This window comes from Clostridium mucosae (genome assembly GCF_024622765.1).
GTDB lineage: Bacteria > Bacillota > Clostridia > Clostridiales > Clostridiaceae > Clostridium.
The window spans coordinates 97,518-123,338 of sequence record NZ_JANKAF010000002.1 but is presented as its reverse complement, the minus strand read 5'-3'; the positions used below and the strand labels follow the sequence as shown (position 1 = coordinate 123,338).

At 26.9% G+C, this 25,821-nt stretch carries 27 protein-coding genes; all 27 read left to right on the top strand.

Translation table 11 applies throughout. The annotated features are described in order from the left end of the window. Positions 1-13 precede the first annotated feature (13 nt). Positions 14-1,849, top strand: coding sequence for a flagellar hook-associated protein FlgK (gene flgK, locus NSA50_RS03895; RefSeq protein ID WP_195264817.1), 1,836 nt, complete (start codon positions 14-16; stop codon positions 1,847-1,849). Between the two features lie 13 nt (positions 1,850-1,862). Then, complete coding sequence (flgL, locus tag NSA50_RS03890; RefSeq protein ID WP_257443132.1) at positions 1,863-2,858, top strand: flagellar hook-associated protein FlgL; 996 nt, start codon at positions 1,863-1,865, stop codon at positions 2,856-2,858. A gap of 13 nt (positions 2,859-2,871) precedes the next feature. Next, positions 2,872-3,294 (top strand): flagellar assembly protein FliW, encoded by a 423-nt coding sequence (gene fliW / locus NSA50_RS03885; protein ID WP_195429330.1) that lies wholly within the window; start codon positions 2,872-2,874, stop codon positions 3,292-3,294. Positions 3,295-3,310: 16 nt separating this feature from the next. After that, positions 3,311-3,529 (top strand): carbon storage regulator CsrA, encoded by a 219-nt coding sequence (csrA, locus tag NSA50_RS03880; protein WP_257443121.1) that lies wholly within the window; start codon positions 3,311-3,313, stop codon positions 3,527-3,529. Between the two features lie 165 nt (positions 3,530-3,694). After that, a complete protein-coding gene (locus tag NSA50_RS03875) occupies positions 3,695-4,045 on the top strand; it encodes a flagellar protein FlaG (RefSeq protein WP_195264809.1) in 351 nt (116 codons plus the stop codon). Positions 4,046-4,059: 14 nt separating this feature from the next. Beyond that, positions 4,060-4,350: a hypothetical protein gene (locus tag NSA50_RS03870; protein WP_195264807.1), complete on the top strand. Its 291-nt coding sequence runs from the start codon at positions 4,060-4,062 to the stop codon at positions 4,348-4,350. Between the two features lie 14 nt (positions 4,351-4,364). Next, positions 4,365-4,748 carry a flagellar export chaperone FliS gene (gene fliS, locus NSA50_RS03865; RefSeq protein WP_195429331.1) on the top strand — a complete coding sequence of 128 codons (384 nt, stop codon included), beginning with the start codon at positions 4,365-4,367 and terminating at the stop codon, positions 4,746-4,748. A gap of 164 nt (positions 4,749-4,912) precedes the next feature. Next, positions 4,913-6,958, top strand: a complete 2,046-nt coding sequence (gene fliD / locus NSA50_RS03860; protein ID WP_257443120.1) for a flagellar filament capping protein FliD — start codon at positions 4,913-4,915, stop codon at positions 6,956-6,958. Positions 6,959-6,961: 3 nt separating this feature from the next. Continuing rightward, positions 6,962-7,291 (top strand): flagellar protein FliT, encoded by a 330-nt coding sequence (locus NSA50_RS03855; RefSeq protein WP_257443118.1) that lies wholly within the window; start codon positions 6,962-6,964, stop codon positions 7,289-7,291. 166 nt (positions 7,292-7,457) lie between these two features. After that, positions 7,458-8,273, top strand: coding sequence for a flagellin N-terminal helical domain-containing protein (locus NSA50_RS03850; RefSeq protein ID WP_257443117.1), 816 nt, complete (start codon positions 7,458-7,460; stop codon positions 8,271-8,273). Positions 8,274-8,430: 157 nt separating this feature from the next. Further along, positions 8,431-9,246, top strand: coding sequence for a flagellin N-terminal helical domain-containing protein (locus NSA50_RS03845; RefSeq protein ID WP_195264792.1), 816 nt, complete (start codon positions 8,431-8,433; stop codon positions 9,244-9,246). Between the two features lie 62 nt (positions 9,247-9,308). Beyond that, positions 9,309-11,525, top strand: coding sequence for a glycosyltransferase family 2 protein (locus tag NSA50_RS03840; RefSeq protein WP_257443116.1), 2,217 nt, complete (start codon positions 9,309-9,311; stop codon positions 11,523-11,525). 30 nt (positions 11,526-11,555) lie between these two features. Continuing rightward, a complete protein-coding gene (locus tag NSA50_RS03835) occupies positions 11,556-12,956 on the top strand; it encodes a TPR domain-containing glycosyltransferase (protein WP_257443114.1) in 1,401 nt (466 codons plus the stop codon). Positions 12,957-13,035: 79 nt separating this feature from the next. Continuing rightward, entirely contained in the window at positions 13,036-14,103 is a 1,068-nt protein-coding gene (locus tag NSA50_RS03830; RefSeq protein WP_257443112.1) for a glycosyltransferase family 2 protein, read from the top strand. 105 nt (positions 14,104-14,208) lie between these two features. Next, on the top strand, positions 14,209-14,604 hold the full coding sequence (locus NSA50_RS03825; protein WP_257443110.1) for a tetratricopeptide repeat protein: 396 nt from the start codon (positions 14,209-14,211) through the stop codon (positions 14,602-14,604). A 26-nt stretch (positions 14,605-14,630) separates the two neighbouring features. Next, positions 14,631-15,629 (top strand): hypothetical protein, encoded by a 999-nt coding sequence (locus NSA50_RS03820; protein WP_257443109.1) that lies wholly within the window; start codon positions 14,631-14,633, stop codon positions 15,627-15,629. A gap of 224 nt (positions 15,630-15,853) precedes the next feature. Next, positions 15,854-16,711 (top strand): flagellin N-terminal helical domain-containing protein, encoded by an 858-nt coding sequence (locus NSA50_RS03815; RefSeq protein WP_257443107.1) that lies wholly within the window; start codon positions 15,854-15,856, stop codon positions 16,709-16,711. Between the two features lie 636 nt (positions 16,712-17,347). After that, positions 17,348-17,743 (top strand): flagellar basal body rod protein FlgB, encoded by a 396-nt coding sequence (gene flgB, locus NSA50_RS03810; protein WP_257443105.1) that lies wholly within the window; start codon positions 17,348-17,350, stop codon positions 17,741-17,743. Positions 17,744-17,745: 2 nt separating this feature from the next. Then, positions 17,746-18,150 (top strand): flagellar basal body rod protein FlgC, encoded by a 405-nt coding sequence (gene flgC, locus NSA50_RS03805; RefSeq protein ID WP_195264250.1) that lies wholly within the window; start codon positions 17,746-17,748, stop codon positions 18,148-18,150. A 9-nt stretch (positions 18,151-18,159) separates the two neighbouring features. Next, positions 18,160-18,462 (top strand): flagellar hook-basal body complex protein FliE, encoded by a 303-nt coding sequence (fliE, locus tag NSA50_RS03800; RefSeq protein WP_257443102.1) that lies wholly within the window; start codon positions 18,160-18,162, stop codon positions 18,460-18,462. 21 nt (positions 18,463-18,483) lie between these two features. Next, positions 18,484-20,046, top strand: coding sequence for a flagellar basal-body MS-ring/collar protein FliF (gene fliF / locus NSA50_RS03795; protein ID WP_257443101.1), 1,563 nt, complete (start codon positions 18,484-18,486; stop codon positions 20,044-20,046). A gap of 4 nt (positions 20,047-20,050) precedes the next feature. Continuing rightward, a complete protein-coding gene (gene fliG, locus NSA50_RS03790) occupies positions 20,051-21,067 on the top strand; it encodes a flagellar motor switch protein FliG (protein ID WP_257443099.1) in 1,017 nt (338 codons plus the stop codon). After that, the gene (locus tag NSA50_RS03785; RefSeq protein WP_257443098.1) at positions 21,051-21,809 is read left to right on the top strand and encodes a FliH/SctL family protein; all 759 of its coding nucleotides are present in this window, start codon (positions 21,051-21,053) and stop codon (positions 21,807-21,809) included. The genes fliG and NSA50_RS03785 overlap by 17 nt, the downstream gene beginning before the upstream one ends. Before the next feature lie 15 nt (positions 21,810-21,824). Beyond that, on the top strand, positions 21,825-23,135 hold the full coding sequence (gene fliI / locus NSA50_RS03780) for a flagellar protein export ATPase FliI (RefSeq protein ID WP_257443097.1): 1,311 nt from the start codon (positions 21,825-21,827) through the stop codon (positions 23,133-23,135). Between the two features lie 14 nt (positions 23,136-23,149). After that, entirely contained in the window at positions 23,150-23,581 is a 432-nt protein-coding gene (fliJ, locus tag NSA50_RS03775; protein ID WP_195429346.1) for a flagellar export protein FliJ, read from the top strand. Between the two features lie 17 nt (positions 23,582-23,598). After that, on the top strand, positions 23,599-25,104 hold the full coding sequence (locus NSA50_RS03770; protein WP_257443096.1) for a flagellar hook-length control protein FliK: 1,506 nt from the start codon (positions 23,599-23,601) through the stop codon (positions 25,102-25,104). Positions 25,105-25,116: 12 nt separating this feature from the next. After that, entirely contained in the window at positions 25,117-25,809 is a 693-nt protein-coding gene (locus NSA50_RS03765) for a flagellar hook capping FlgD N-terminal domain-containing protein (protein WP_257443095.1), read from the top strand. Positions 25,810-25,821 lie beyond the last annotated feature (12 nt).

Below are 25,821 nucleotides of genomic sequence, written 5' to 3'. Positions count from 1 at the left end.
TGGAGGTGAGGGAATGTCAGGATTATTTTCAACATTTAATATAGCAAAAAGAGGAATGAATGTACAACAAAAAAGTATAGATGTGACATCTCATAATATTGCAAACTCTAATACTGTTGGATACTCAAGGCAAAGAGCAAAAATAGAAACAAGTAGACCTTTTGGAGGAACATCAATGGGTTCATCTGTACAAGCAGGACAGCTTGGTACAGGAGCTCAAATTCAGGCGATAGAAAGAGTTAGAGATAATTTTTTGGATTATCAAGTAAGAAGTGAAAATGCAGTTTTAGGAAAATATGATATAAGAAATAATTTTTTATATGAAGTAGAAAGTGTTTTTAATGAACCATCAGAAACTGGTATTTCAACTTTAATGGGAAAGTTCTTTGATTCATTTCAAGAGTTATCAAAACAGCCAAATAGTTCTAATGCAAGAACTGTAGTAGCTCAGCAAACAGCAGCTTTAACAGACGCATTAAATGCAACATATACAAAGATTGAAGGCTTACAAGCTAATGCTCAAGATATGTTAAAGAGCTCTGTTACAGAAGTAAATAGTGTTTTAGAACAATTAGATAGGGTAAATCAAGAAATAATTAGCGTAACTGTATCTGGAAATACTCCAAATGATTTAATGGATAAAAGAGATTTATTGTTAGATCAATTAAGTAGCAAGTTTGGAATACAAGTAGATAAAAGAGAGTTTAATGGTATAGATTTAAAGCCAACAGAAACAGGTAGCATGAAAGCACCGCTTTTAGTAAATTCAAGTCCAAATGGAGATGTTGCGAGATTTTCATATGTAACAGATGTTGAATTAGATTCAAGTGATTTTTCAGGCAAGACGTATATAGTTACATACTATAAAAATGGTAATATGGATAGCGAATCTAATAAACAAACACTAAAAGTAACTGGTATAACACCAGAACAAGCTAAAGAAATTAAAGATAATAGAATAATATGGGCTGATAATAATGGACAAGCAGCAAGAGGAGATGGATATCCAATAAAAGATGGAGATGTCATCAATTACTCAGAGCTTATGATATTTAAACCGGAAAGTGGTAGTGTTAATGGGTTAGTTTCAGTACAAAAAGATATAGAAGACTACATGGGACAATTAAATAAATTAGCAAAATCAATAGCTTTTTCAGTAAATGCAGTGCATAGTGGAATGGAAGATCCTTTAAGTAATATTGCTGGGGCAGAGAAAGATTTCATACCATTCTTCGTTAATAAAGATATTGCTAAGTATAAAAGTAATGGTATTTTAAGTAATTTAGATGAAACATTAGTAGGAGAATCTGAGATCACGGCTAAGAACATAACTGTTAACAAGGAAATATTAGAAGATGTAATGAAAATAAAAACTAAGACTCATGATGATTTATTCCCATATACTCACGAAAATAACATGGATGGAGATAGTGATGGTTCAAGAGCATTGTCAATAGCGCAATTAAGAGATTCGTTAATTAGAATTCAGGATATAAATGAAACAGTAATATCTAGAAAAGATATATTTGATAAAAATAAGGGTGGTAACTCACTTATAAATAATGGATTGAAAATTGAAAATAGTACATCAGGAATGAAAATGGATTCTTACTTTAAGGATACAATTGATAGGCTAGGTGTTCAAGCACAAGAGGCTCAAAGAATGGTAATAAATCAAGAAGATTTATTATATAGCATAGAAGAAAGTAGAGCTTCAGTTTCAGGGGTATCATTAGATGAAGAAATGGCAAATCTTGTACAGTTCCAACATGCTTATAATGCAAATGCAAAAATAATATCAACAGTTGATGAACTTTTAGATGTAATAATAAATGGACTAAAAAGATAGGGGGAAGAAGTAAATGAGAATTACTAATCAAATGATGAGTAAAAGCTTCTTAAAGGATCTTGGTAGAAATCAAGGTTATATGAAAAAACTAAATGATCAGCTTACTTCAGGAAAGGAAATTAGAAGACCTTCTGACAATCCTTTTAAGGTTGCAAGAAGTATGCAGCTACATAGAGATATAGGAGCTAATACTCAATATAATGAAAATATAAAGGATACTACAAATTGGTTAGATACTACAGATACTGCGCTAGAGCAATTAGGAAACAGTTTTGGGAGATTTAGAGAACTAATGGTTTCAGCTGGGAATGCTGCATATGGAAGTGATGAGAAAAAAGCAATAAAAGATGAAATGAATGAAAAAGTAAATGAAATAGCACAAATATTAAATAGTAGCTTTGATGGTAAATATATTTTTGGTGGTACTAAGGGAAGTACAAAACCTATTGGAACTAATAAAGATATAAGTACCGAAAATAATTCTATTCATCTAAGTGGAAATGATGGAGAAGTTTTAGAACTTGATAATTCAGATGAATCAGTACAAAATCAAATAAGTATGATAAATAAAAAGCTTACTGTAGAAGTTTCACAAGGAGTAACTATGGATTACAATGTATCTGCTACAGATTTATTATTGTTTAAAGATAAAAATGGAGCAGATGTTAATGTTATGGACTTATTAAAAGAAATAACAAACAATATAGATTCAGAAGATTCTAATATAAGTGGTAAAGTAACAAATGAAAATCTAAAAGTTATGGATGAAACTATATCTAATCTTTTAAAGGTAAGAGCAGAGGTTGGAGCAAAGCAAAATAGAATGGAGTCAGCTGGAGATCAAAATGAAGAACAAAACTTCAATTTAAAAGATATATTATCACAAACAGAAGATATAGATTTAGCTGAAAAGAATATAGAAGGTACAGTTGCACAAAGTGTATATATGGCTTCACTTCAAGTAAGTGCAAAAATAATACAACCATCACTTTTAGATTTCCTAAGATAGGAGAAGATATAATATGGAATTAATATCACCAATACATGGAAAGATGATATATGAAGAAAATGAAATAATATATTTTGAAAAAGGAATTCCTGGATTCGATAATTTAAAAAAATATATAATAAAAGAAATTGGAAATGAAAGTCCATTCAATATTTTACAATCAATAGAAGATAAAGAATTAGGTTTTATAATTATTTCTCCGTTTTTTATAAATGATAAGTATGAAATAAGACTAAATGATGAAGTAATAAAAAACTTAAATTTAGAAAATCCAGAAGATGTAATGTTATATTCAATTGTGACATTAAATTCTAAATCAGAAGAAATAACAGCAAATTTAAAAGCACCTTTAGTAATAAATATAAAAAACAAAAAAGGGGAACAATATATTTTAGACAAAGAAATATATAGCATAAAAGAAAAAGTATTCAAGTAAGAAGGGTGTGTTAAATTTGTTAGTTATAACAAGAAAAAAAGGAGAGTCTATTTTAATAGGTGATGAAATAGAAATATCTATTTCTAAAATAGAAGATGGCAGCGTGAAACTAGCAATAAAAGCACCTAAAGAAATGACTATTTTAAGAAAAGAGCTTTATGAAGAAGTTGAAAATGAAAACAAAGAAGCAACAAAAATGAATATAGAATTATTAAAAATGCTAGGAAAAAAATAAGAGAAATGAAATAGTGAAAAATGAAAAAACGAAAAGTTATTTGAAATTTTTTTCAAATAATATTAAGAAATTAATGAAATAATTCAGCTTTGCAGAATTATAACAACAATTTTTTCATTCCTTAATTTTTTCATTCTTTCATTATAACAAGGGTGGTGTTTTAAAATGGAAATAAAGGTTGCAAGTCAAGGAGGACAAGTTAACCTAAGTACAGTTAAAAATCCAGAAATTAAGCAAATTGCAGAAAACAAGGATGTAGTAGGAGCTGTAAGTGCTAAAGATAAAAATTATCGAAAAGATGATGTAATAAAGGCAATAGATAAATTAAATGAGTTTTTAAAAGATGAGCATACCTATGCAGAGTATTCAGTCCATGAAAAGCTTGGAGATGTAATGGTAAAAATAATAAATGAAGATACTAAAGAAGTTATTATGGAGTGCCCACCTAAGAAAATACTTGATCTAGTAGCTAAAATGATGGAACTAGTTGGTGTTGCAATAGACAAAAAAGCTTAATAGGGGGAAGTACTATGAATTTCTTACTAAATAAAATAGATACAGATCTTAGAAAAAAGGTTTACGAAAAAACAAAAGACGGTAAGGTTCATAGAAAGTCTAACATAAGTATTAATAAAGATAGTGAAAAGCAAAAGAAAAAGTTTTTCAATGAATATGTAAAAAAAGAAAGAAAGCAAATGGAGCAAAATAAATTTACTGTAGATGCTACAAAGTTAGAAAAGTCCACTATAAGTCTTCATGGTGAAAAAGAAGAAAACTTAAATGCAATAGGTTATGGCACCTTTTTAGATGTTAAAAAGTAGGAGGAAACAATAAAATGTATGGCAATAATGCATTAAATGTGTATAAAAATAATAGCGTAAACTACGCATCAAAAGAACAATTACTATTAATGTTAGTAGATGGAGCTGTAAAATTTGCAAAAATAGCAAGAGAAGCTTTAGTTAGTAAAGACATTAAAAAAAGTCATGAAAATCTAGTTAAAGTTCAAGATATATTTACAGAACTTATGATAAGTTTAGATCAAAATGCAGGTGAGTGGGCAAAGCAAATATATAAAGTATATGAATTTGTAAAAACAAGATTATTTGAAATAAATCTAAAAAAAGATGTGAAAATGATGGACGAGCTTATGCCAGTTATTGAAGATGTGAGAAATACATGGCATGAAGCATACGAAATATCTAAAAAATCTAGATAATATATATAATTGATAATGCACAATTGACAATGGACAAATTAGGATATAATTCAGACGGGCTGAATTATTAAAGAAATTTATTCAAAGTAAAATTCCATAGGAGTTTTTTCAATAATTATCAATTGTCCATTATCAATTATTAATTGTAAGTCGGGGGTGTTTAAGTGAGAATAACAGGTTTAGCAACTGGCTTGGATATGGATCAAATTGTTAAAGATTCCATGAAGCCTTATAGAATAAAGATAGATAGAAAAGGTCAAGATAAGGAAATTTTAGAAATAAAGCAAAAGCTTTATAGGGAAGTTATTAAAGATTCAAGAGAACTTTATAATAAATATTTTGATGTAACAAAAACTGATAGCATATTATTGAGTAAAAACTGGGAAACTACTAGATTTACTTCGTCTAATGAAAATGTATTGACAGTTACTGGAGGTAGTGATGCAAAGCCAGAGAATTATACTATAACTGGTACTACTGCTAAAGCTGCTAAGACAGTTTTATCAACGGGAATAGATAAGGATGATAAAATTAGTATAAATGGTAAGGAATTTATATTAAAAGGAGATACAGAAAAAGATAGAGCTGCAAATTTAAATAAAGAATTAAAGGAATTAGGAATAAATGTATCAGTAAGATATAGTGATTTTGCAGGAAGTGAATCTGGAAATGCTAAGGGATTTATATTTGAATCTACGGTATTAGGAAAAGATAGTACTTTTACTATTGGAGGAACTTTTGATAATAAAGGAACTGTTAATAAAGGTATAAATGCAACAGCAGCAACAATAACTGGAGATAATTTTACAATTAGGGATTTGGAAGCTTCATATGGGAAAATATTTATCAATGGTGAAGAAATATCACTAGATATTAATGATACTCTTACAAATTCAGATATAGAAAAATTATTACAAAGTAAAATAAAAGATAAAAATTTAACGGCAAAAGTAGATGATGATGGAAAGATAACTTTTAGCAGCACTGTTTTGGGAAGTGATGTTAAAGATCCTGAGATATTTATAAATGGGGAAGGTGGAACATTTGTAAAAGGAATAGATGCTACTGCAACTACTAATACATTAGATATAAACTTGATAAAAGATAAAAAAATATCTGTTAATGGAAATATGATTGATCTAACAGGTAAAAATGATAGTACTGATATATTAAATTACTTAAATAAAGTGTTAAAAGAGGAAAACACAAATGTTACTGCTAGTATAAATGTTGATGGTAAAATAGTGTTAACATCCAATAGACTTGGTGCTGATTATGATGTCAATGTAAGTATACTGGATAAATCATTAGGAAATGTAATTGAACCTTCTGCAGGTAGAGATGCGGAAATTGTATTTAAGGATAATAAAGGTGGAGTTTATACTCATAAAGGAAATTCTAATTCAGTTATATTAGATGGAGTAACTTTTAAGTTTTCTGGAGAAATATCATCAGAAGGAATAACTGTTAATGGAAAAACAAATGTAACAGATATTAAGGAAAAGTTAGTTACTTTTATAAATGACTATAATACTTTAATCGAAAAATTAAACACTTTAACTATGCAAAAAAGGAATAGAGATTTCGACCCTCTAACATCAGATCAAAAAAGTGAAATGTCAGAGAGTGAAATTAAGCTATGGAATGAAAAAGTTGAAAAGGGACAACTGAATAGAGATTCAGATTTAACAAGAATTTCAAATAGTTTAAAGCAAGCTATGAGGACTTTTGTTGAAGGATCTGGTTTAAATTTAGAAAAGATAGGGATAAAACCAACAGAAGATTATCAAGGAACTAAAAATGGTACATTCACAATAGATGAAACTAAGTTAACAAAAGCATTAGAAGAAAATACAGAAGAAGTTATGAATTTATTTATAAAAGCAAAACCAACTACAGAAGGTCTTTCAGATAGTAAAAAGTATGCACAAACAGGATTAATGCAAAGAGTCAAAGATATATTATATAAAGAGTCTGTAACTGTTTCTGCTCCATTAATGAATAAAGCTGGACTAGAGGGTTCTTCTACTGCTTATACTAATGAATTAACTAGATCCATTGAAAAATATGAGCAAAAGATGAAAGATATGGAGAAGGATTTTACTAGAAGAGAGCAAGTTTTATATAGTAAATATGCAACTTTAGAGACAATGATGAATAAATATAATTCTCAACAAAGTTATTTAATGCAGCAACTAGGATTGAGTTAAGATATGGTAGATATGATATTAGACGATTATAAGAAGATAACTGAAGATATAATAAGTAATTTAAAAGATGACTTGCCAATTGATGAACTTATGAATATACGAGAAGAGTTAATACATAAATTATTTGATCAGCAATGTATAGGTAAGAATGAAATAAAAGAATTATATATATCGAAGGGGTTATTAGAAATTGACAAGAAATTAAGGATTTCTATTGAGGAACAGCAATTAAAAGTAAAAGAAGAAATTAGAAATCTTCATAATATTAAAAATGCTAATAATGCCTATGAAAAAAATAGAAGAATAAATAGTTTTTTTAGTACAAAAATATAAAAAACTTTATAAAAATATATAAAGTTATGTAAATATGTACGATACTTATAATATAAGCTTAAGCAACTTAAACTCTATATAGAGAATTTCTCTACCAAAATGGTAGGATTTCTAAATATAAAATTAAATGACAAGGATGTCAAGTTAAAATCAAGGAGGAATAAAAATGATAATTAATCACAATATGAATGCATTAAATGCACATAGAAATATGGGAATGAACACATCAGCAGCAGGAAAATCAATGGAAAAATTAAGCTCAGGTTTAAGAATAAACAGAGCTGGAGATGATGCAGCAGGACTTGCAATATCAGAAAAAATGAGAGGACAAATCAGAGGATTAGATCAAGCATCAAGAAACTCTCAAGATGGTATCTCATTAATTCAAACAGCAGAAGGTGCTTTAAATGAAACTCACAACATTCTTCAAAGAATGAGAGAACTTTCAGTACAAGGTGCTAATGATACAAATGTAACAGTTGATAGAGCTGCTATAAAAACTGAATTAGATCAATTATCTTCAGAAATAACTAGAATAGCTAAACAAACTCAATTCAACAAACAAGATATATTAGCAGGAGCTGCAACAGTAAATATTCAAGTTGGAGCAAATTCAGGACAAACAATAGTTATTTCACTAAAGACTATGGATGCTGCAGCATTAAATGTTGTAGGTGGAACTTTAGATGTTACAACTACAGATAAAGCAAATGCACTTACAGACGCTTTAGATACAGCTATAGAAAATGTATCAACTCATAGATCAAGCTTAGGAGCTCTACAAAACAGATTAGAACATACTATAAGCAACTTAAATAATACATCAGAAAACTTAACAGCAGCAGAAAGCAGAGTTAGAGATGTAGATATGGCTAAGGAAATGATGAGTTTCTCAAAAAATAATATTTTACAACAAGCTGCACAAGCTATGCTTGCTCAAGCTAATCAACAACCACAAGGTGTTCTTCAATTATTAAGATAAGCAAGGAACCAATTTTAAGCTTTAGCTAAAATTTTGTGAGTCGCTTACTCCTTCGAAGTAGTGAGAAGGAGTTTCCTTTAATAAAGGAAAGATATTTTATATGATATTAATAATATTATGACAAGGATGTCAAGTTAAAATCAAGGAGGAATAAAAAATGATAATTAATCACAATATGAATGCATTAAATGCACATAGAAACATGGGAATGAACACATCAGCAGCAGGAAAATCAATGGAAAAATTAAGCTCAGGTTTAAGAATAAACAGAGCTGGTGATGATGCTGCAGGACTTGCAATATCAGAAAAAATGAGAGGACAAATCAGAGGATTAGATCAAGCATCAAGAAATTCTCAAGATGGTATCTCATTAATTCAAACAGCAGAAGGTGCTTTAAATGAAACTCATAACATTCTTCAAAGAATGAGAGAACTTTCAATTCAAGGAGCAAATGATACAAATGTATCAGTTGATAGAACAGCTATTGAAACAGAGTTAAATCAATTATCTTCTGAAATAGATAGAATATCAAGCCAAACTCAATTTAATAAACAAAGTATATTAGCTAATACTTCAAAAGTAAATATTCAAGTTGGAGCTAATTCAAATCAAAAGATTACTATTTCATTAAAAACTATGAGTACATCTGGATTAGGAATAACAGCAGCAAGCTTAAAAGTAACTAATACATCTTCAGCTAATACATTAACAAATGTTCTTGATAAGGCTATAGAGAAAGTATCAACTCATAGATCAGATTTAGGAGCTCTACAAAACAGATTAGAGCATACTATAAGCAACTTAAATAATACATCAGAAAACTTAACAGCAGCAGAAAGTAGAGTTAGAGATGTAGATATGGCTAAAGAAATGATGAATTTCTCAAAGAATAATATTTTACAACAAGCTGCACAAGCTATGCTTGCTCAAGCTAATCAACAACCACAAGGTGTTTTACAATTATTAAGATAATAATTATTTTTAGGAGGGGCTTAGGTCCCTCTTTTTAAATTATAATTTAAGGAGTAATATTAATGAAAGAAGCAAATAAGCATATCGAGGAATTAAAAAATAAGTATAGTTATAGGCTTAGTGTATGTATGATAGTCAGGGATGAGGAAAAGTTCCTTGATAATTGTTTAAAAAGCTTAAAGCCATTACTTGATTTAAACTTAGCAGAATTAATAATAGTTGATACAGGTTCAGTTGATAAGACTATTGAAATAGCTAAAAAATATACAAACAAAGTATATTTTAAAGAATGGAATAATAATTTCTCGGAAGCGAGAAATTACAGTATTTCTCTTGCTAAAGGCGAGTACATATTTATAATGGATGCAGATCAAGAAATGGAAGAAAATGAGGTTAATAAATTAATACAACTTTTTAGTAGCAATGAATATAAAAATTTTAATACATATTCATTAGTATATAAAAACTTTACAAAAGAAGATTTAAGTGAATATACCTATTTTTCGTTGAATTTAATATTTAAAAATGATGGAACATTCAGATATGAAGGTAAAATACATAATCAGCCAATATATAAAGGACCTGTAAAAAATTTAGAAATATACATGATGCATTATGGATATATAATGACTGAGGATATAAAAGAAAAAAAGTTTAAAAGAACAGCGACATTATTAAAAAGTGAATTGAAAAAAGATCCAAGTAATATTTATTATATATATCAACTTAGTAGAAGTTATGAGATGCATGGAGATACTAAGGAAGCAATAATTGAATTAGAAAAATATCTTTTGTTAATTGAATCAGAAAAAATTAACGAAAGTTTAAGAATAAATTATTATCACAATGCCATAATAATATACTTTAATGCAAAGAAATATGATAAGTGCATTTATTATTGTGAAAAAATGAAAGAATTAGACGAAGAATTAATAGATTGCTACTATCTAATGGGAAAATGCTATCTTATTGAAGGTGATCTTGATAGAGCGGTTTATAATTTGAAAATGTATTTAAATTATTTAAATACATTTAAATACGAAAAATATGCGAGCACTAATGGATTAGAAGTATTTTCTTATGGACATAAGTTTAGTGTCATTGGAGAACTTTTAAGGCTTAAAATTAAGATAAATCAATTAGAAAATATAGAAGAATACATAAATAAGCTAAATGAAGATAAAGAAACATACATGTTAGTGATTGGAAAAATATTAAAAATAAATATTTTGAAAGAAGACATATCTTCTATAAATAATTTAATCGAAAAATTAAAGGAAGAAGATGAAATTATACTACTTAATTATTTACTTTCAAAGATAGTTGTTAGTACAAAAAATATAGATGAGGATTTACTTATAGAAAAATTGAATTTAGATGATGAAGAAAGAAAAATAGTAAAGAAAAAGATTAGTTTCGAAAAAGATAGCAGTTTTAAAAATTTGTTAAGTTTCATAGATGAAAACTCAAAATTAAATAAGGCAATTAAAATAGAAAATTGTATTGAATCTTTAATTGATACTTTAAATAATTCATCTATTGATGATATAGTTGGATGTAATTACAGAAATGAGATTATTTATATAATAGGATATTTACTTGAAAAAAGTGATATGATAATCAATTCTTATTTAATTAATAAAGAAAAGCTAATAGCTTTAATGTATAAATATATATTAATAGTTGAAGATATTGAAGATAGTAGTCTAAATGATGCTAGAGAGTTTTCAAACAAAATCAATAACTTCAATAAGTTTATTAAAGAAAAAAATATATTAAAAGCAATTTCTGTTTTAAAAGAAGCAGTTACTATAAAGCCTGAGTTTAGTAATTTGATATCTATAATAAAAGATTCTTTAATATTAGAGGATATAGAAGACAATAATTTGATCACAGAGAGTGATATAAGAAAAATTAAAGAGAATCTAATAACTTTAATAAATAATAATATGATTATAGAGGCAATAGAGGTATTAAATCAATTAGAAGAACTATTTAATCTTAAGCAAGATGTTGAGTTACTATCTATTAAGTCAACCTTGAAGTTCTATTCAAATGAAATAAAGGAAGCAGAAGATATCTTAAAAAATGGGTTAAAATATTACTCACAAAATATAGATTTATTATATAATTTAGCTTATATTTATGAGACAAATAATAAAAATATATCGGCATTATCTATTTATTATGATATTTTAGATATACAAACTGAAAAGATAAATTTAGAGGAAATCAATACTAATATAATTAGATTGAAAGAAAAAATAGATATTATATAAAAATAGATTAGTTTAATAAGGAAGATAAATATGAAAAAAAATCTAAGTTTAAGTATTTGCATGATTGTTAAAAATGAGGAAAAATATATAGATAGTTGCTTGAAAAGTATGAGCCCATTAATAGAAAATGGTATTGCAGAATTAGTGATTGTTGACACTGGTTCCACAGATAAAACTATAGAGATATGTAGAAAGTACACAGAGAGTATTTATGATTTTGAATGGCAAGACAATTTTTCTATGGCCAGAAATTATAGTATTTCTAAGGCTAAGGGTGAGTATATATTTATTCAAGATGCTGATCAATGCGTAGATACGAATAGTGTTAATGATCTTATTAATCTTTTTAAGAGTAAAGAATATAGGAATTATAATACCATATATATAAAATTAAGAAATTATTTAAATGAAAATTTAAAAGAATATTCAGATTTGAAATTTCCTTTGATATTTAAAAATGATGGAAATTTTAAATATATTGGGGCTATTCATAATCAACCTATTTTTACTGATCCTATAAAATTTACAGATATTCAAATAAACCATTTTGGATATATAATGGATGATACGAAAAGGTTAGCTAAGTTTAATAGGACAGCAACTATATTGAAAAAAGAGTTATCTAAAAATCCTAGCAATTACTATTATATGTTTCAATTGGCTAAGAGTTATAATTCAATAGGAAATTTTGAAGATTCTAAGCATCAAGTTGATAGGTATTTAAAATTAATATCAAAAAAAATTGATGAAGAATCATTAATGTATTATAGGACGGCAGCACAAACTTATTACTTAAATAATGAATTTATAAAAACTATAGATATTTGTAATGATGTTTTGAAAGTATTTCCTTACTTCTTAGATTGTATTTATTTAGAAGGATTATCCCTAAATAAAATAAAAAAATATGATAAGAGTATTGAGTTTTTAAATAACTATTTAAATATTTTAGATAATAAGCTATATATTGATGATATAAGTGTAGAAATGTTTTCTTTATCTTCTAAAGAAAATGCTATTAAAATGATAGAAGAAAATAAAAAGATAATAGAGTTTAATGATTGGATAATAAAACTAAAGGAAAATTTAAAAGTATTATTAGACTCTAATATTGAAGAAGCAATTAATATTTTAAATGAACTACGAAATATGCCTGAATATAAATATATTACAGATGCAGAATTTTTTACAATAACTTCAGCTATATATTTTCTAAGTAAAGATTATAATAAAGCTTTAGAAGAAGTTAATTATGGGCTTATTATTAACGGAAATAATAGTGATTTAATTTATAACAAAGCTTGTATATTAGAAATGCTTGGAGATAAAGTAGGAGCTATATTTAATTATAAATTATCAAGAAATCAATATGTCGAAGAAGATATATTAGCTGTTATAGATAGAAAAATATTAGAGCTCCAGGCTAAGTAATCATGAAGACCTTTGAAACAGGTATTCATTTGGTTTGCCTGTTTTTTTCATATAAAATAAATAATGAAAGGAGTAATTTATGAAAATATCATTAGCTATGATAGTTAAAAATGAAGCGGAAGTTTTGGAGGACTGCCTTGGAAGTGTAAAGAATTTGGTGGATGAAATAATAGTTGTAGATACTGGATCCCAAGATGGAACAATAGAAGTAGCAAGAAAAATGGGAGCTAAAGTATATGAATTTCGATGGTGTAATGATTTTTCAATGGCTAGAAATTTTGCAGCAGAGAAATGTAGTGGCGATTGGATATTAGTATTGGATGCAGACGAAGTAGTTAATATTGGAGAAAAAGAAGATTTAATTGATTTTGCCATTAATAATCCAAGATGCATAGGGAGAATTAAAATTGAGAGTAAATTTATTGATGGCAATGAAATTAGTTCTTCAACTGAATATGTATCTAGATTTTATCCAAAGGGATTGGTGTATAAGGGATGTATTCATGAGCAGTTGGAATCTTTGTATAAGCGAAAGAATATTAATTTAGAAGTAATCCATAGTGGGTATTTTAATAAAGATAAATCTAAAAGAAACTTAGATTTGCTTTTTAAGGAATTGGAAAGTGATAGCAATGATAATTATATTTTATATCAAATTGCAAGGACATTACATGTAGCTAAAAGGTATGAAGAGGCAGATATGTATTTCGAAAGATGCTATAAAAATATTAAGTTCAATTATTCATATAATAAAAGTTTTGTTAATCTATACATAAATAACTTAGTAAATATAAATAAATTTGATATTGGGCTAAGTATTATTGAAAAATATTATAATCAATATTCAAATGATGCAGATTTTAATTTTTCTTGTGGTATATTCTATATGAATTTAATTTTATCTAATGTGATGGAATATGGACAATATTTATGCTTAATTGAAGAAAGTTATTTAAAATGTCTAGAGATAGGAAGTACAGCAAATGAGATTGTTAAAGGTGTAGGAAGTTTTAAAGCTGCTTATAATTTAGGTGTGTTTTATGAAACCACTGGGGATTTAGATAAAGCTAAATATTATTATAAAGTATCATATAATGAAGGGTATAAGAATGCAAAAGATAGATTTGAGAAAATAAAAGATAAATAAGAAAGTTGGTAAAGCTTTATAATTAGAAAAATAAATAGACAATATATTTAAGAGCACTATTTATGAAGATTTATTATTACATATTAAACTTTATGAGGTATAAATGTGAATGAAGAATTAAAAGAATTAAAAAATAAAGCAAAAAATAATATAAACATACTAATCAGTAATGGATTATTTTTTGAAGCTAGGAAATATTTAAAAGAGTATAAGGAAATATTTAAAGATGATATTGAGATATATTCAATTGAATCAATTTTATTGATTTTAGAAGGAAAAATGGAAGAGGCTAAAAATATAATAAATGATGGTCTTAAAAAATCATGTATTAACTTTGATTTAATATATAATCTTGGATATTTATATGAAGTAAATAACGAGATAGAGGCAGCCAAAATTATATATAATATAGCTAGAATCGTAAATGAAAATAATGATTATAAAGAAATAGTAAATAGTAAATTGAATGAAATTGGATATAATAGAAAAAATATGATGTAATATTATTAGGAAATTATGATAGATGTATGCAATTTAATGAATTATTTGATGAATGGAATGTATTAAAGATTATAAATCTTGAAATTTTATATAATAACGAGTATATTCTGAATCTAGAAAATTATAAATACGATTTTATCTTTGTAGTTGAAGATATTGATAAAAATAAAATATTAAAATCTATAAAAAAATATAATAAAAAAAATATTTATTTCTTTGAAGATTATAAACTCTCAGTTATAGAAGGATTAGACTATAAAATTTTGGACATGTTAAGAAGAAATAAAATTAATGGAATAATAACGGGATTATCTTATGCAGAGGTAGGAATAAAAGAAGATATTAATGACAATTTTATTAATTTTTCTTTTTCATCTCAAGATTTATACTATGATTTTAAACTAATAAAGTATTTATTTAATTTTAAACAGGTAAAAGATAACTTGAAGTATGTAATTATAAATATGGGGTATTATTCTTTTGATTACGATATGACTAAAACAAGTGCTAGCAATGGAATTCATAGATATATTAATTATTTTAAAGATTATCATAATAATGATAACATCATCGAGTTAGATATAATTAAGTCTTTTTATGAAAAGCGAATAACGTTTGAAAAATATATAAATATGAATAAAATAAAAGAAAGAACAATATTAACTTTAAATGATACAAGTGGAATTTATGAAGCTCAAAAGAATTCATCTATGAATTATATGGAAACAAGAATTGAAAATGAAAAAATATTAGAACAATATATAGTATTTTTAAAAGAAAATAATATAACTCCTATTATTGCAATATGTCCTACAAGCAAATATTATAGAGAGAATTTCGATATAAATAGAAAAAATATATTTTACAGCATACTAGATAAGCTAAAAGATAAATATAGTTTTCAAGTCATCGATTATTTTGACAGTGATTTATTTGAAGATGATGATTTTTGGGATTATTCTCATTTAAACGGAAAAGGATCAATAAAGTTTACTGAAGTATTGAAGAAAGAGATTATATGGTAAAATTAACTAATGGATAACGAGTTAGATGAGTTATAGAAAATGTGGAATACCATGGAAACAAATATGAAGTAAGTAAAATAAGTAAAGATATTTTTATAGGGCTATAATAAAGTTTTAAGGTGATTATAATTTTATATATAGTTAGAAGTATATAAAGGAAATTATAAAAGTAACGATAAATTAAACATAAGTATTTAAATTTGTATAATGTAGGAGATAATATTATGAGATTAAATCAAAATATGCAATCTTTAAATGTATATAGAAACTATAAAAAAAATTTAGTTACCCAATCTATTGCTTTAGATAGAATTAGTACTGGTACTAAGATTAATTCGGCTAAGGACAATCCAAATAAACTTGGAGTTAGTGAAGGGCTTAGAATGCAAATCAGGGGACTTCAAATGGCTGAAAGAAATATTCAAGATGGAGTTTCTATGATGCAATCAGTAGATGGTGCATTAAATACTGTAAGTGAAGCTTTAAATAGAATTAAGGAATTAACTGTACAAGTTGGTGGAATTCAAAATGATGAAGATTTGTCTATAATTCAAGGTGAAATAAATCAACTTAAGGAACATATTGATTATACAGTAAATAATTCTGAATTTAATGGTGTAAAGTTATTGAATTCTGATAAAGTTACTAATAATGATTATCCTAAGTATTTAAATCATGTTGTAGGAGCTAATGCAAAAGAAGAAATAAAAATACCTGTGTTTAATGTAATAACAGATATGCTTATTGATTCAGAAGGAAATTCATTGAAAAATATAAATATAATTAACACAAATGAATTAGATAAAAATTTAAATATTGTAGATTCAGCAATAGAAATTATGAACTCTGTAAGAAGCAGGTATGGAGCAATTCAAAATAGAATGGATACTTCAGCTCAAAATTTAAATGGAAGCTCATTGAATTTAGAAAATGCTGAAAGTAGAATAAGGGATTCTGATTTAGCATTAGAAATGGCTGAGTATGCTAGAACATCAATACTACATGAAACTTCAATTGCTTTAATGCAACAAACCAATAAATTTCCACAGGATGTGCTAAGAGTATTAGAGAATATGAAATAAAAAAATAGTTATAATATAAATTTAAAATTTTTATTGTAACATATATAATTTGTTTTTAAAGGGGCTCGCGAAACGCGAGCCCCTTTAAAGTTGTTATATTTTTTTATCTAAAAGGTTTTTTATATAAATATTCATAAAGAGGTTTCCTAATTTATGATTAATTATTAATTAGAATTTGTATATTAAATATTTTACAAAACAGCAGAATTAAACTTAAATTTGCACAATGTTTTCTCAAATATAAGAAAGAGGTGAAAAAATAAAATAATTTTAATTTCTTATTAAATATAATTCAACAAATATTTTAAAATAATATCGACATAAATATTAAAATAATTTTCTATTTTTTTTAGCTTTCTATAGTTAAATATAATGAATTTTTAAATGATAAGAAAAATATTGAGATATTATGTAGAAAATAATCGAAAAATAAGATTTGAATTGCTGAAATTAAAAATTTCATAAAAATATAATGGGTATTTTTAATGAAATTATTATAGAAAAATAATTCATATTAAACTATAATAGAAATATGGTGAATTTTTCATAAATAACCTAATTAAGAAAAAGAAATAAGAGTAGCTGTTTGTAAATTAAACTTGAGAATTGAAGAATGTTGTTGTAGGGAGAGGGATTATGAATATAAATAATGATAGTTCAATGCAATTTATAAAATTAGGATTGGATGCATCTGCATTAAGAGAAAAAGTAATTGCAAATAATATGGCAAATATAAATACTAAGGATTTTAAGAAATCATATGTTTCTTTTGAAGATAATCTAACAAAAGCAACTGAAGAGTTTTCTTTAAAGAAAACTAAAAAAGGGTATTTAAATGGAGAATTAAACAATTCTTTAATTAGTGTTAAACAAGATAAAAGTACTAGTATGAGAACTGATGGAAATAATGTTGATATGGATTTAGAAAAAGTAAATCAAGCAGCAAACACATTAATGTATAATGCATTAATAACTCAAGCAAATTCAAAATTAAATATGACTAAGAGTGTTATATCAGGAGGAAGTAGATAGGGATGGGAATATTTAATACTATGAGAATAAGTGCAAGTGGTCTTTCGGCGGAGAGGTTGAGGATGGATACGATAACATCTAATATAACTAATGCAACTACAACTAGAGGAGAAGATGGTAAACCTTACGTAAGAAAAATTGCGGTGTTTCAAGAAAATTTAGATGAGGCAAAAAAACTTAATGGAGTAAAAGCTGTTGGAATAGTTGATGATGAGTCGCCTCTAAAAAGTGTTTATGATCCTACTCATCCAGATGCAAATGAAGATGGGTATGTTACTATGCCAAATGTTAATTTACTTAATGAAATGGCTGATATAATATCAGCTTCTAGATCTTATGAGGCGAATATAGACACTTTGAATGCTTCAAAAAGCATGTTTACTAAAACATTAGAGTTGGGAAGGTAGAAATAAATTATGATAGTTAATAACTTTATTCCAAGTGAAAAGATTTTTGAAAGCAATATTAATACCAATAATATTAAGACAAGCCCTTCAGAAAAGAATTTTCAAAGTGCTTTAAAGGATAGTTTGGATAATTTAAATGAGGAACAAATTAATGCAGATAATATGACAAATGATTTTATTTCAGGAAAAGATGTTGAAGTTCATGAAATGATGCTAAGCATGGAGGAAGCTAAAATGTCACTTCAATTAGCAATTCAAGTAAGAAATAAGGTTGTTGAAGCAGTACAAGAATTAACAAGAATGCAATTGTAATTATGGTAAGGAGTGCTATTAATGGATAAGCTTAAGGAAAGCTTCAGTAAGCTGTGGGGGAAGTTTAAGTCATTTAGTAAAGGAATAAGAATTGCAATAATAGCAGCGCTGGTTACATTTATTATTGCTATAGGGTCTTTATTTTTTTACAATTCGGCTAATAAATATAAGGTTTTGTTTTCTAATTTAGATGCAAGTGATGCACAACTTGTAACAAATAAATTAAAAGAGAAAAAAGTTGATATGAAAATTGAAGGTGAAACAATAATGGTTCCAAAGGAATCAGTAGATGAGCTAAGGCTTGAATTAGCTCCTGAACTTTCAGATGGAAGTAAAGGTTATGAATTAATGGATACTGGAAACTCATTTGGAATGACTGATGAAGAATTTAAATTAAAAAAATTAAGAATGCAACAAGGAGAATTAGAAAAAACTATAAAAAGTTTTCCTCAAATTGATACAGTAAGAGTACATATAACACCTTCAAAGGATTCTGTTTTTGTAGAAGATAAGGAACCAGGAAAGGCAGCTGTTTATTTAAAACTTGTTCATGGTAATAAGTTAGGTAAAGAACAAGTGGAATCGATTGTTGCGTTAGTTTCTGGAAGTACTGAAAATGTCCCTAAGGAGAATATTGAAGTAATAGATGATAATATGAATCTTTTAACTAAAGGTTTAAATAATTCAGATGGAACAGAAGTAAGCTCTGAAACTATAGAAAAACAATTTGATTTAGAAAAAAAATATGAAGAAGACATACAAAAATCAATTATTGATCTTTTAGAACCTGTAGTAGGGAAAAATAAAGTTAAAAGTTCTGTAAATGTCGATTTAGATTTTGATTCTAAGCAAAAAACAGAAACAACTATAGATCCTAATAAGGTTATTGTTAGCCAGCAAACTATAAAAGAAAATAATGGAACAGGCACAGGAGAAAATAGCGGTGGTCCTGTAGATAATAACATGGGAAATACTATAGATGATGGTAGTACAGAAAATAATTCTTCAAGAGAAGAGGTAAGCACTAACTATGAAAGTGGAAAAACAGAAACTAAAACTATAAGTGCTCCAGGAGAAGTTAAAAGATTAACTGCTTCTGTTTTCATTGATGGGAATATAGCAGGAAATGTACAAACAGCTATAGAAAAATCTGTTGCTAATGCAATTGGACTTAATACGGAAAGAGGAGATAGTGTATCAGTAGTTGGTATGACTTTCGATCCAGTGACAAAGGAAGAAGCACAAAAGGAATTTGATGATATAAATGAATTATTAGCAAAAGAAAATAGAAATAAAATGATAATTTATTCAGTTTTAGGATTATTGGGACTTATTATTATAATAGTAATTTTAATTTTAGTAAGAAGGAAATCTAAAAATAATAAAGAAGATAAAGAAAACTTATTAGATGTTGTTATAGATGACAGATTAACTAATGAGAATACTGAAACTATGCCTTCAATTAATTTTGAAACTATAAATCCAAAGGCACATATAGAAAATGAAATAAAGCAATATGCAACTGAAAAACCAGATCAAGTAGCAGATATAGTAAAATCCTGGTTAGCTGAGAATGAGAGGTGATAATATGGCAAGAGATTTAGCAAAATTAAACGGAGTACAAAAGGCAGCTATATTGTTTATAACACTTGGGCCTGAAGCCTCATCAGCAATTTTGAAGAAGCTTCCAGAACCGGAAATACAAAAGATAACGTATGAAATTGCTAATATATCGTCCGTTACTTCTGAACAAAGGCAGGTTATTCTAGATGAATTTTTAGAAATGAATAAGGCCAGAGATTATATTATAGAAGGTGGAATAGAGTATGCAAGAACTTTATTATCAAAGGCTTTGGGAACTCAAAGAGCAAATGAAATTTTAGGTAAGGTTACAGAAGCAACTCAGCAATATAGGCCATTTTCTATTGCAAGAAAGGCAGATGCTCATCAACTATTGAATGTAATTAGCTATGAACATCCACAAACAATAGCTTTGATATTATGTTATCTTCAACCAGATAAGGCTGCACAAGTTTTAGCTGAATTACCTGAAGATACTCAAAGTGAAGTAGCTTATAGAATAGCAACTATGAGCAATACTTCTCCAATGGTAATTAAAGAAATTGAAAAAGTACTTGAAAGTAAATTAAGTACTGTTGTTAGAAGTGAAATGACTTCACTTGGTGGAGTTGAAACTTTGGTAGATATTTTAAATCAAGTTGATAGAACTACAGAAAAGAATATTACTGAAAGCTTAGAAAGAGAAGATGCAGAACTTGCAGATATTGTTAAAAGCTCAATGTTTGTATTTGAAGATATTATTACTCTTGACGATGTATCTATTCAAAGGATTCTTAGAGAAGTTGATGGAAAAGAACTTGCACTTGCGCTTAAAGGATGTTCAGATGAGGTTGCAAATTGTGTTTATAGAAATCAATCTAAGAGAGCAGCAGCTTCACTTAAGGAGGATATGGAATTCTTAGGTCCAGTTAGACTTATGGATGTTGAAAAAGCACAACAAAAAATTGTTTCAATAATAAGAAGATTAGATGATGCTCAAGAAATAATAATTTCAAGAGGTGGAGAAGATGCAATTATCCTATAATCTTATAAAAAGTGACTCTGCTTTAGAAGTTTCTAAAAAAAAGATAGAAACTAATTATGTAAGTAAAGTAGAAGTTGTAGAAGAGAATAAAGAAAAAGATATGAAATCTATTGAAGCAGAAATTAGAAAAAGCTATGAGAGCTTAGGAGCCAGTATTATAAAAAAGGCTAAAAGAGAAGCAGAAGCACTACTTATGAAAAGTAGAAAAACTGCTGTTGAAATTGAAAAAACTTCTTATGAAGAAGGGTATGCACAAGGCAAAGAAAATGGTTTTGAAGATGGATATAAAGAAGGATTACAAAAAGCTAAGTTAGAAACTGAAGAAAAGGTAAGAGAAAATATAAAAAAGTCAGAAAAAATATTAGAATCTGCAAATAATGAATATAGAGAATATTTAAAACTGAAAGAAAAAGATATTATAAATATAGCTTTTGAAATGGCATCTATAATAGTTAGAAAAGAGTTCCAACAAGCTGAAAGTATATTGCCTTTATTAGAAGAAGTTTTAAATGAAGCTAATGGTGAAGAAAATATAATAATAAAATGTAATACAGTTCATGTAAAAGCAATTGAAGATAAAGTTGATTACTTTAAAAAAGTATATGCAATAAAAGGTGAAATATTTATTATTGAAGATCCTTTAATGGAAAATGGAAATGCCATAGTCGAGAAAAATACAGGGAAAGCTATTATTGGGTTAGATATTGGATTAGAAAAACTTGAAGAAGCTTTATTTAAATAGTAAGTAGGTGAAAATATGATAAATGTAGATTTTGATTTATTAAATAGAAAAATTAAAGCAGTAAATACTTGCTATTTAGAAGGAACAGTTAAACAAGTAATAGGATTAACAATCGAAGTTCAAGGGGTTAAAGCTTTTGTTGGAGAACTTTGTACTATATATAATCTAGAAAATCAACCAATTAAATGTGAAGTAGTTGGGTTTAGAGAAGATGCAGTACTTTTAATGCCTCTAGGAGAACTTATAGGAATATCTCCGGGATGTAGAGTAGATCCAGAAAGAAGACCTTTAGAGGTAAGGTGTTCAGATGATTTACTAGGCAAAATACTTGATGGATTAGGTAATCCACTTCAAGGGGATGAGATTTTTCAAGGGGAAGGATATCCTCTTGAAAATCAACCTCCAGATCCATTAACAAGAAGGCGAATAACAGAAATTCTCCCAACTGGAGTAAGAGCTATAGATGGATTTTTAACTGTAGGTGAAGGACAGAGAATTGGTATATTTGCTGGTTCTGGCGTAGGAAAAAGTACTACACTTGGAATGATAGCAAGGGAGGCTGAAGCCGATATTAATGTAATTTCTTTAATTGGAGAAAGAGGAAGAGAAGTTTTAGAGTTTATAGAAAAGGATTTAGGTCCGGAAGGTATGAAAAAATCTATTGTTGTATGTGCAACATCAGATAAACCAGCTTTAATAAGAATTAAAGGTGCATTAACAGCAACAGCTATAGCAGAATATTTTAGAGATAAAGGGAAAAAAGTTATATTGATGATGGATTCGGTAACTAGATTTGCCATGGCACAAAGAGAAGTTGGTTTGGCCATAGGAGAACCACCTGCACAAAAAGGATATACACCATCTGTATTTGCTAAATTGCCTAAACTTATGGAAAGACCAGGTACATCTGATAAAGGATCTATAACAGCTTTTTATACAGTTTTAGTTGATGGTGATGATTTTAATGAGCCAATTGCAGATGCTGTAAGAGGTATATTAGATGGACATATAGTTTTATCAAGAGCTTTAGCACATAAGAATCATTATCCTGCTATAGATATTTTGAATAGTATTAGTAGACTTATGCCTAGTATTGCTACTGATATTCATAAGGAAGCTGCATCAATGGGAAGAGATTTACTTGCAACATATAAAGATGCTGAGGATTTAATAAATTTAGGTGCTTACGTAAAGGGAAGTAATAAAAAGATAGACTTATCAATTCAATATAATGATAGATTAAATGGCTATTTAAAACAAGGAATTGAAGAAAAATCTGATTTTAACACTTCTTTAGAAAAACTTATTTCTATGTTTAGAAATTAAAAGGAAGGCTCAAAATGTCGGGAAATTTTAAATTTAGATTAGAAAAACTTCTTGAAATAAGAACAGAAAAGGAAGAAGAAAGCAAAAGATTATTTACTAAGACTGAAAGAGAAAAACAAAAAACAGAAGAAAAGTTAAATAATCTTAAATTTAATTATGATAAATACAGTGGAATAAATAAAGACGAAAGCCTTGTATATCAAAAAATTAAAAGAAACTATTTATTTGCTTTAGATAAAGGAATTACAGAAACAGAAAAAGATTTAACTATAAAATTAAAAGAACTTGATATAAGAAGAGAAGATTTATTGAAAAAGCAGATAGAAAGAAAAACAGTTGATATATTAAAAGAAAGAAAATCCTTAGAATTTTATAAAGAAGAAGAAAGAAAAGATCAAATATTTAATGACGAACTTGCTTTATATGCATACATGAGAAAGCATTGAAAGGAGGTGAGTAAAGAGTGATAAATACAAAAATTCTGATTGATTTAGATAATAAGTTAAAGGATATAAAAACTATCTCAAAGAAAGAAGAATCTAAAAAAGAAGAAAAGGTAAATTCAGATTTTAAAGATTATCTTAATAAAGAAGTTGAAAATGATAATTCAAAGAGTTTAGCAAATAATACATCAGTACAAGAAAATAATAAAACTTATATTGGTAAAAATGAGATTTCTGAGAATGAAGATAATGTGGAAAATATATTATCAGAGGTAGCTAATAAAATAGAAGAATTAATAGATAGTGGGAATTTTATAGAAAGTAAGGATTTTATAAAAAGCGAATCTGATATAGATGCTTTAAGTGAAATATTAATATTATTATCTAGACTTTTAAATAAAAATTTAAGTAATGAAAATTTAATTACTACTGATAGTGAGGTTAATAGTTTAAATAATTCTAGCTTAGATAATATAGAAAATTTATTCTTAACATTATTTAATTCAAAAGAGGATACAAAAATAGCAGATCCTTTACAAGCTCTAGAATTACTAAGCAAAAGCAATAATAATTCAGGTAATATTGATATTAAGGATTTACTAAGAGATTTAAAAGGGTCAACTAATAGTATTTTAGAAGACATAAACTTAAATACTTTTGAGAGTAATACTATAGAGGATTATAAGGGTGAGTTATCAAATAAAATTATTTCTTTATTAGAATTATTACCAAAAGAATCTATAGAAAAAATATCTTCTAGTATTAAAGAGAAAGACAAGCTTAAAATAGTAAGTGCTTTGATATTACAAAAAGTAAATAATGAAGATAATATTATAGAAGAAAGTACTAGTAATACAAGAGTAATTGTAAATGATAATGTTGTAGATAATAAGGCTAACTCATTGGATAAGAATTCAAATAAAGATAAAAATCTAAATTATAATAATTCATTAAAACAAAATGCCTTAGATGAAAATAATGATGAAGATAAAATACTTTCTAAGATAATAGATAATGATAGTAAAGGATCATTTTCAAAAGTATTAAGCTATTATGATAAATTTAATAAAAATAATGTAGAAGTAATAAAAGAACCAATAGTTGTAAATAAGCAAACATTAGATTTAGATGTAATAAAAAATGTTAAGTTTATGATGAAAAATGCTGTTCAAGAATTAAAAGTTAAAATTTATCCTAAAGAGCTAGGAGAAATGACTATTAAAATTCTTTCAGAAGAAGGAATAATGAGAGCCGAGATAAAAGCAACTTCTAAGGAAACTTATAATTTATTAAATTCTAATTTACATGAGATAAAGAAAAGTTTAGTAGATCAAAATATTAAAATTCAAGAAGTAAATATAGGAATATATAATGAAGATACTACTTTCTTTAATGGAAAAGAAAATTCATCAGATAATTTTAGAAATCAGCAAAGCAGAGATAATAATAATAATCCTATATTTATTGATGACGAAGAAATTAAAGAAGAATTACTTAATGAAAGTAATGTAAATTTATTAGCATAGGGGGAAAACTAAGTGTCTAATGTTATTAATAGCTATACAGGTACTAGAGCAACTGATAGAGGAACACAAATAGTTAAACCTGGACAAGATATGGATAAAAATGCATTTTTAACAATATTATCTGCAGAGTTGTCTAATATGGATCCAATGGGAAATAACGATTCTACTCAATATGTTACTCAAATGGCACAATTTGCTTCAATGGAGCAAATGACAAATTTAAATAGCACAATGTCTAGTTATGCAAATAATTCAATGGTTGGTAAAGGGGTAACTTTAAAGAGTGTTGATAATGCAGGGAATCCTTATACTGGAATTGTGAAATCTGTAACTTCTACATCAGGTAAAACAACGATTTCTGTGGAAGTTAATGAAAATGGAAGTAATTCTTATAAGGACTTTGATATAACAGATGTGCTTACTGTTTTAGATGTTCCTGATTATTCGTTACCATCAATTAATAATATTAATGGTAATATGTCATTTTTAGTTGCTTCTTCATTTATAGGAAAACATGTTGAATTAAGTGAGAAGGATTCAAAAGAAAATAATATTACTGGAGAAGTTTTAGGTGTACTAAAGGACCAAGGTGTAGTTAAGGTAAGAATTAAGTTACATGATTCGGATGAAATAAAAGAATTTACTTATGACAAGATAATTAAAGCTTCAAATAGTAGAGAAGAAATAAAGCGAGAGGAAGAGTAAGAAGTAAATAAT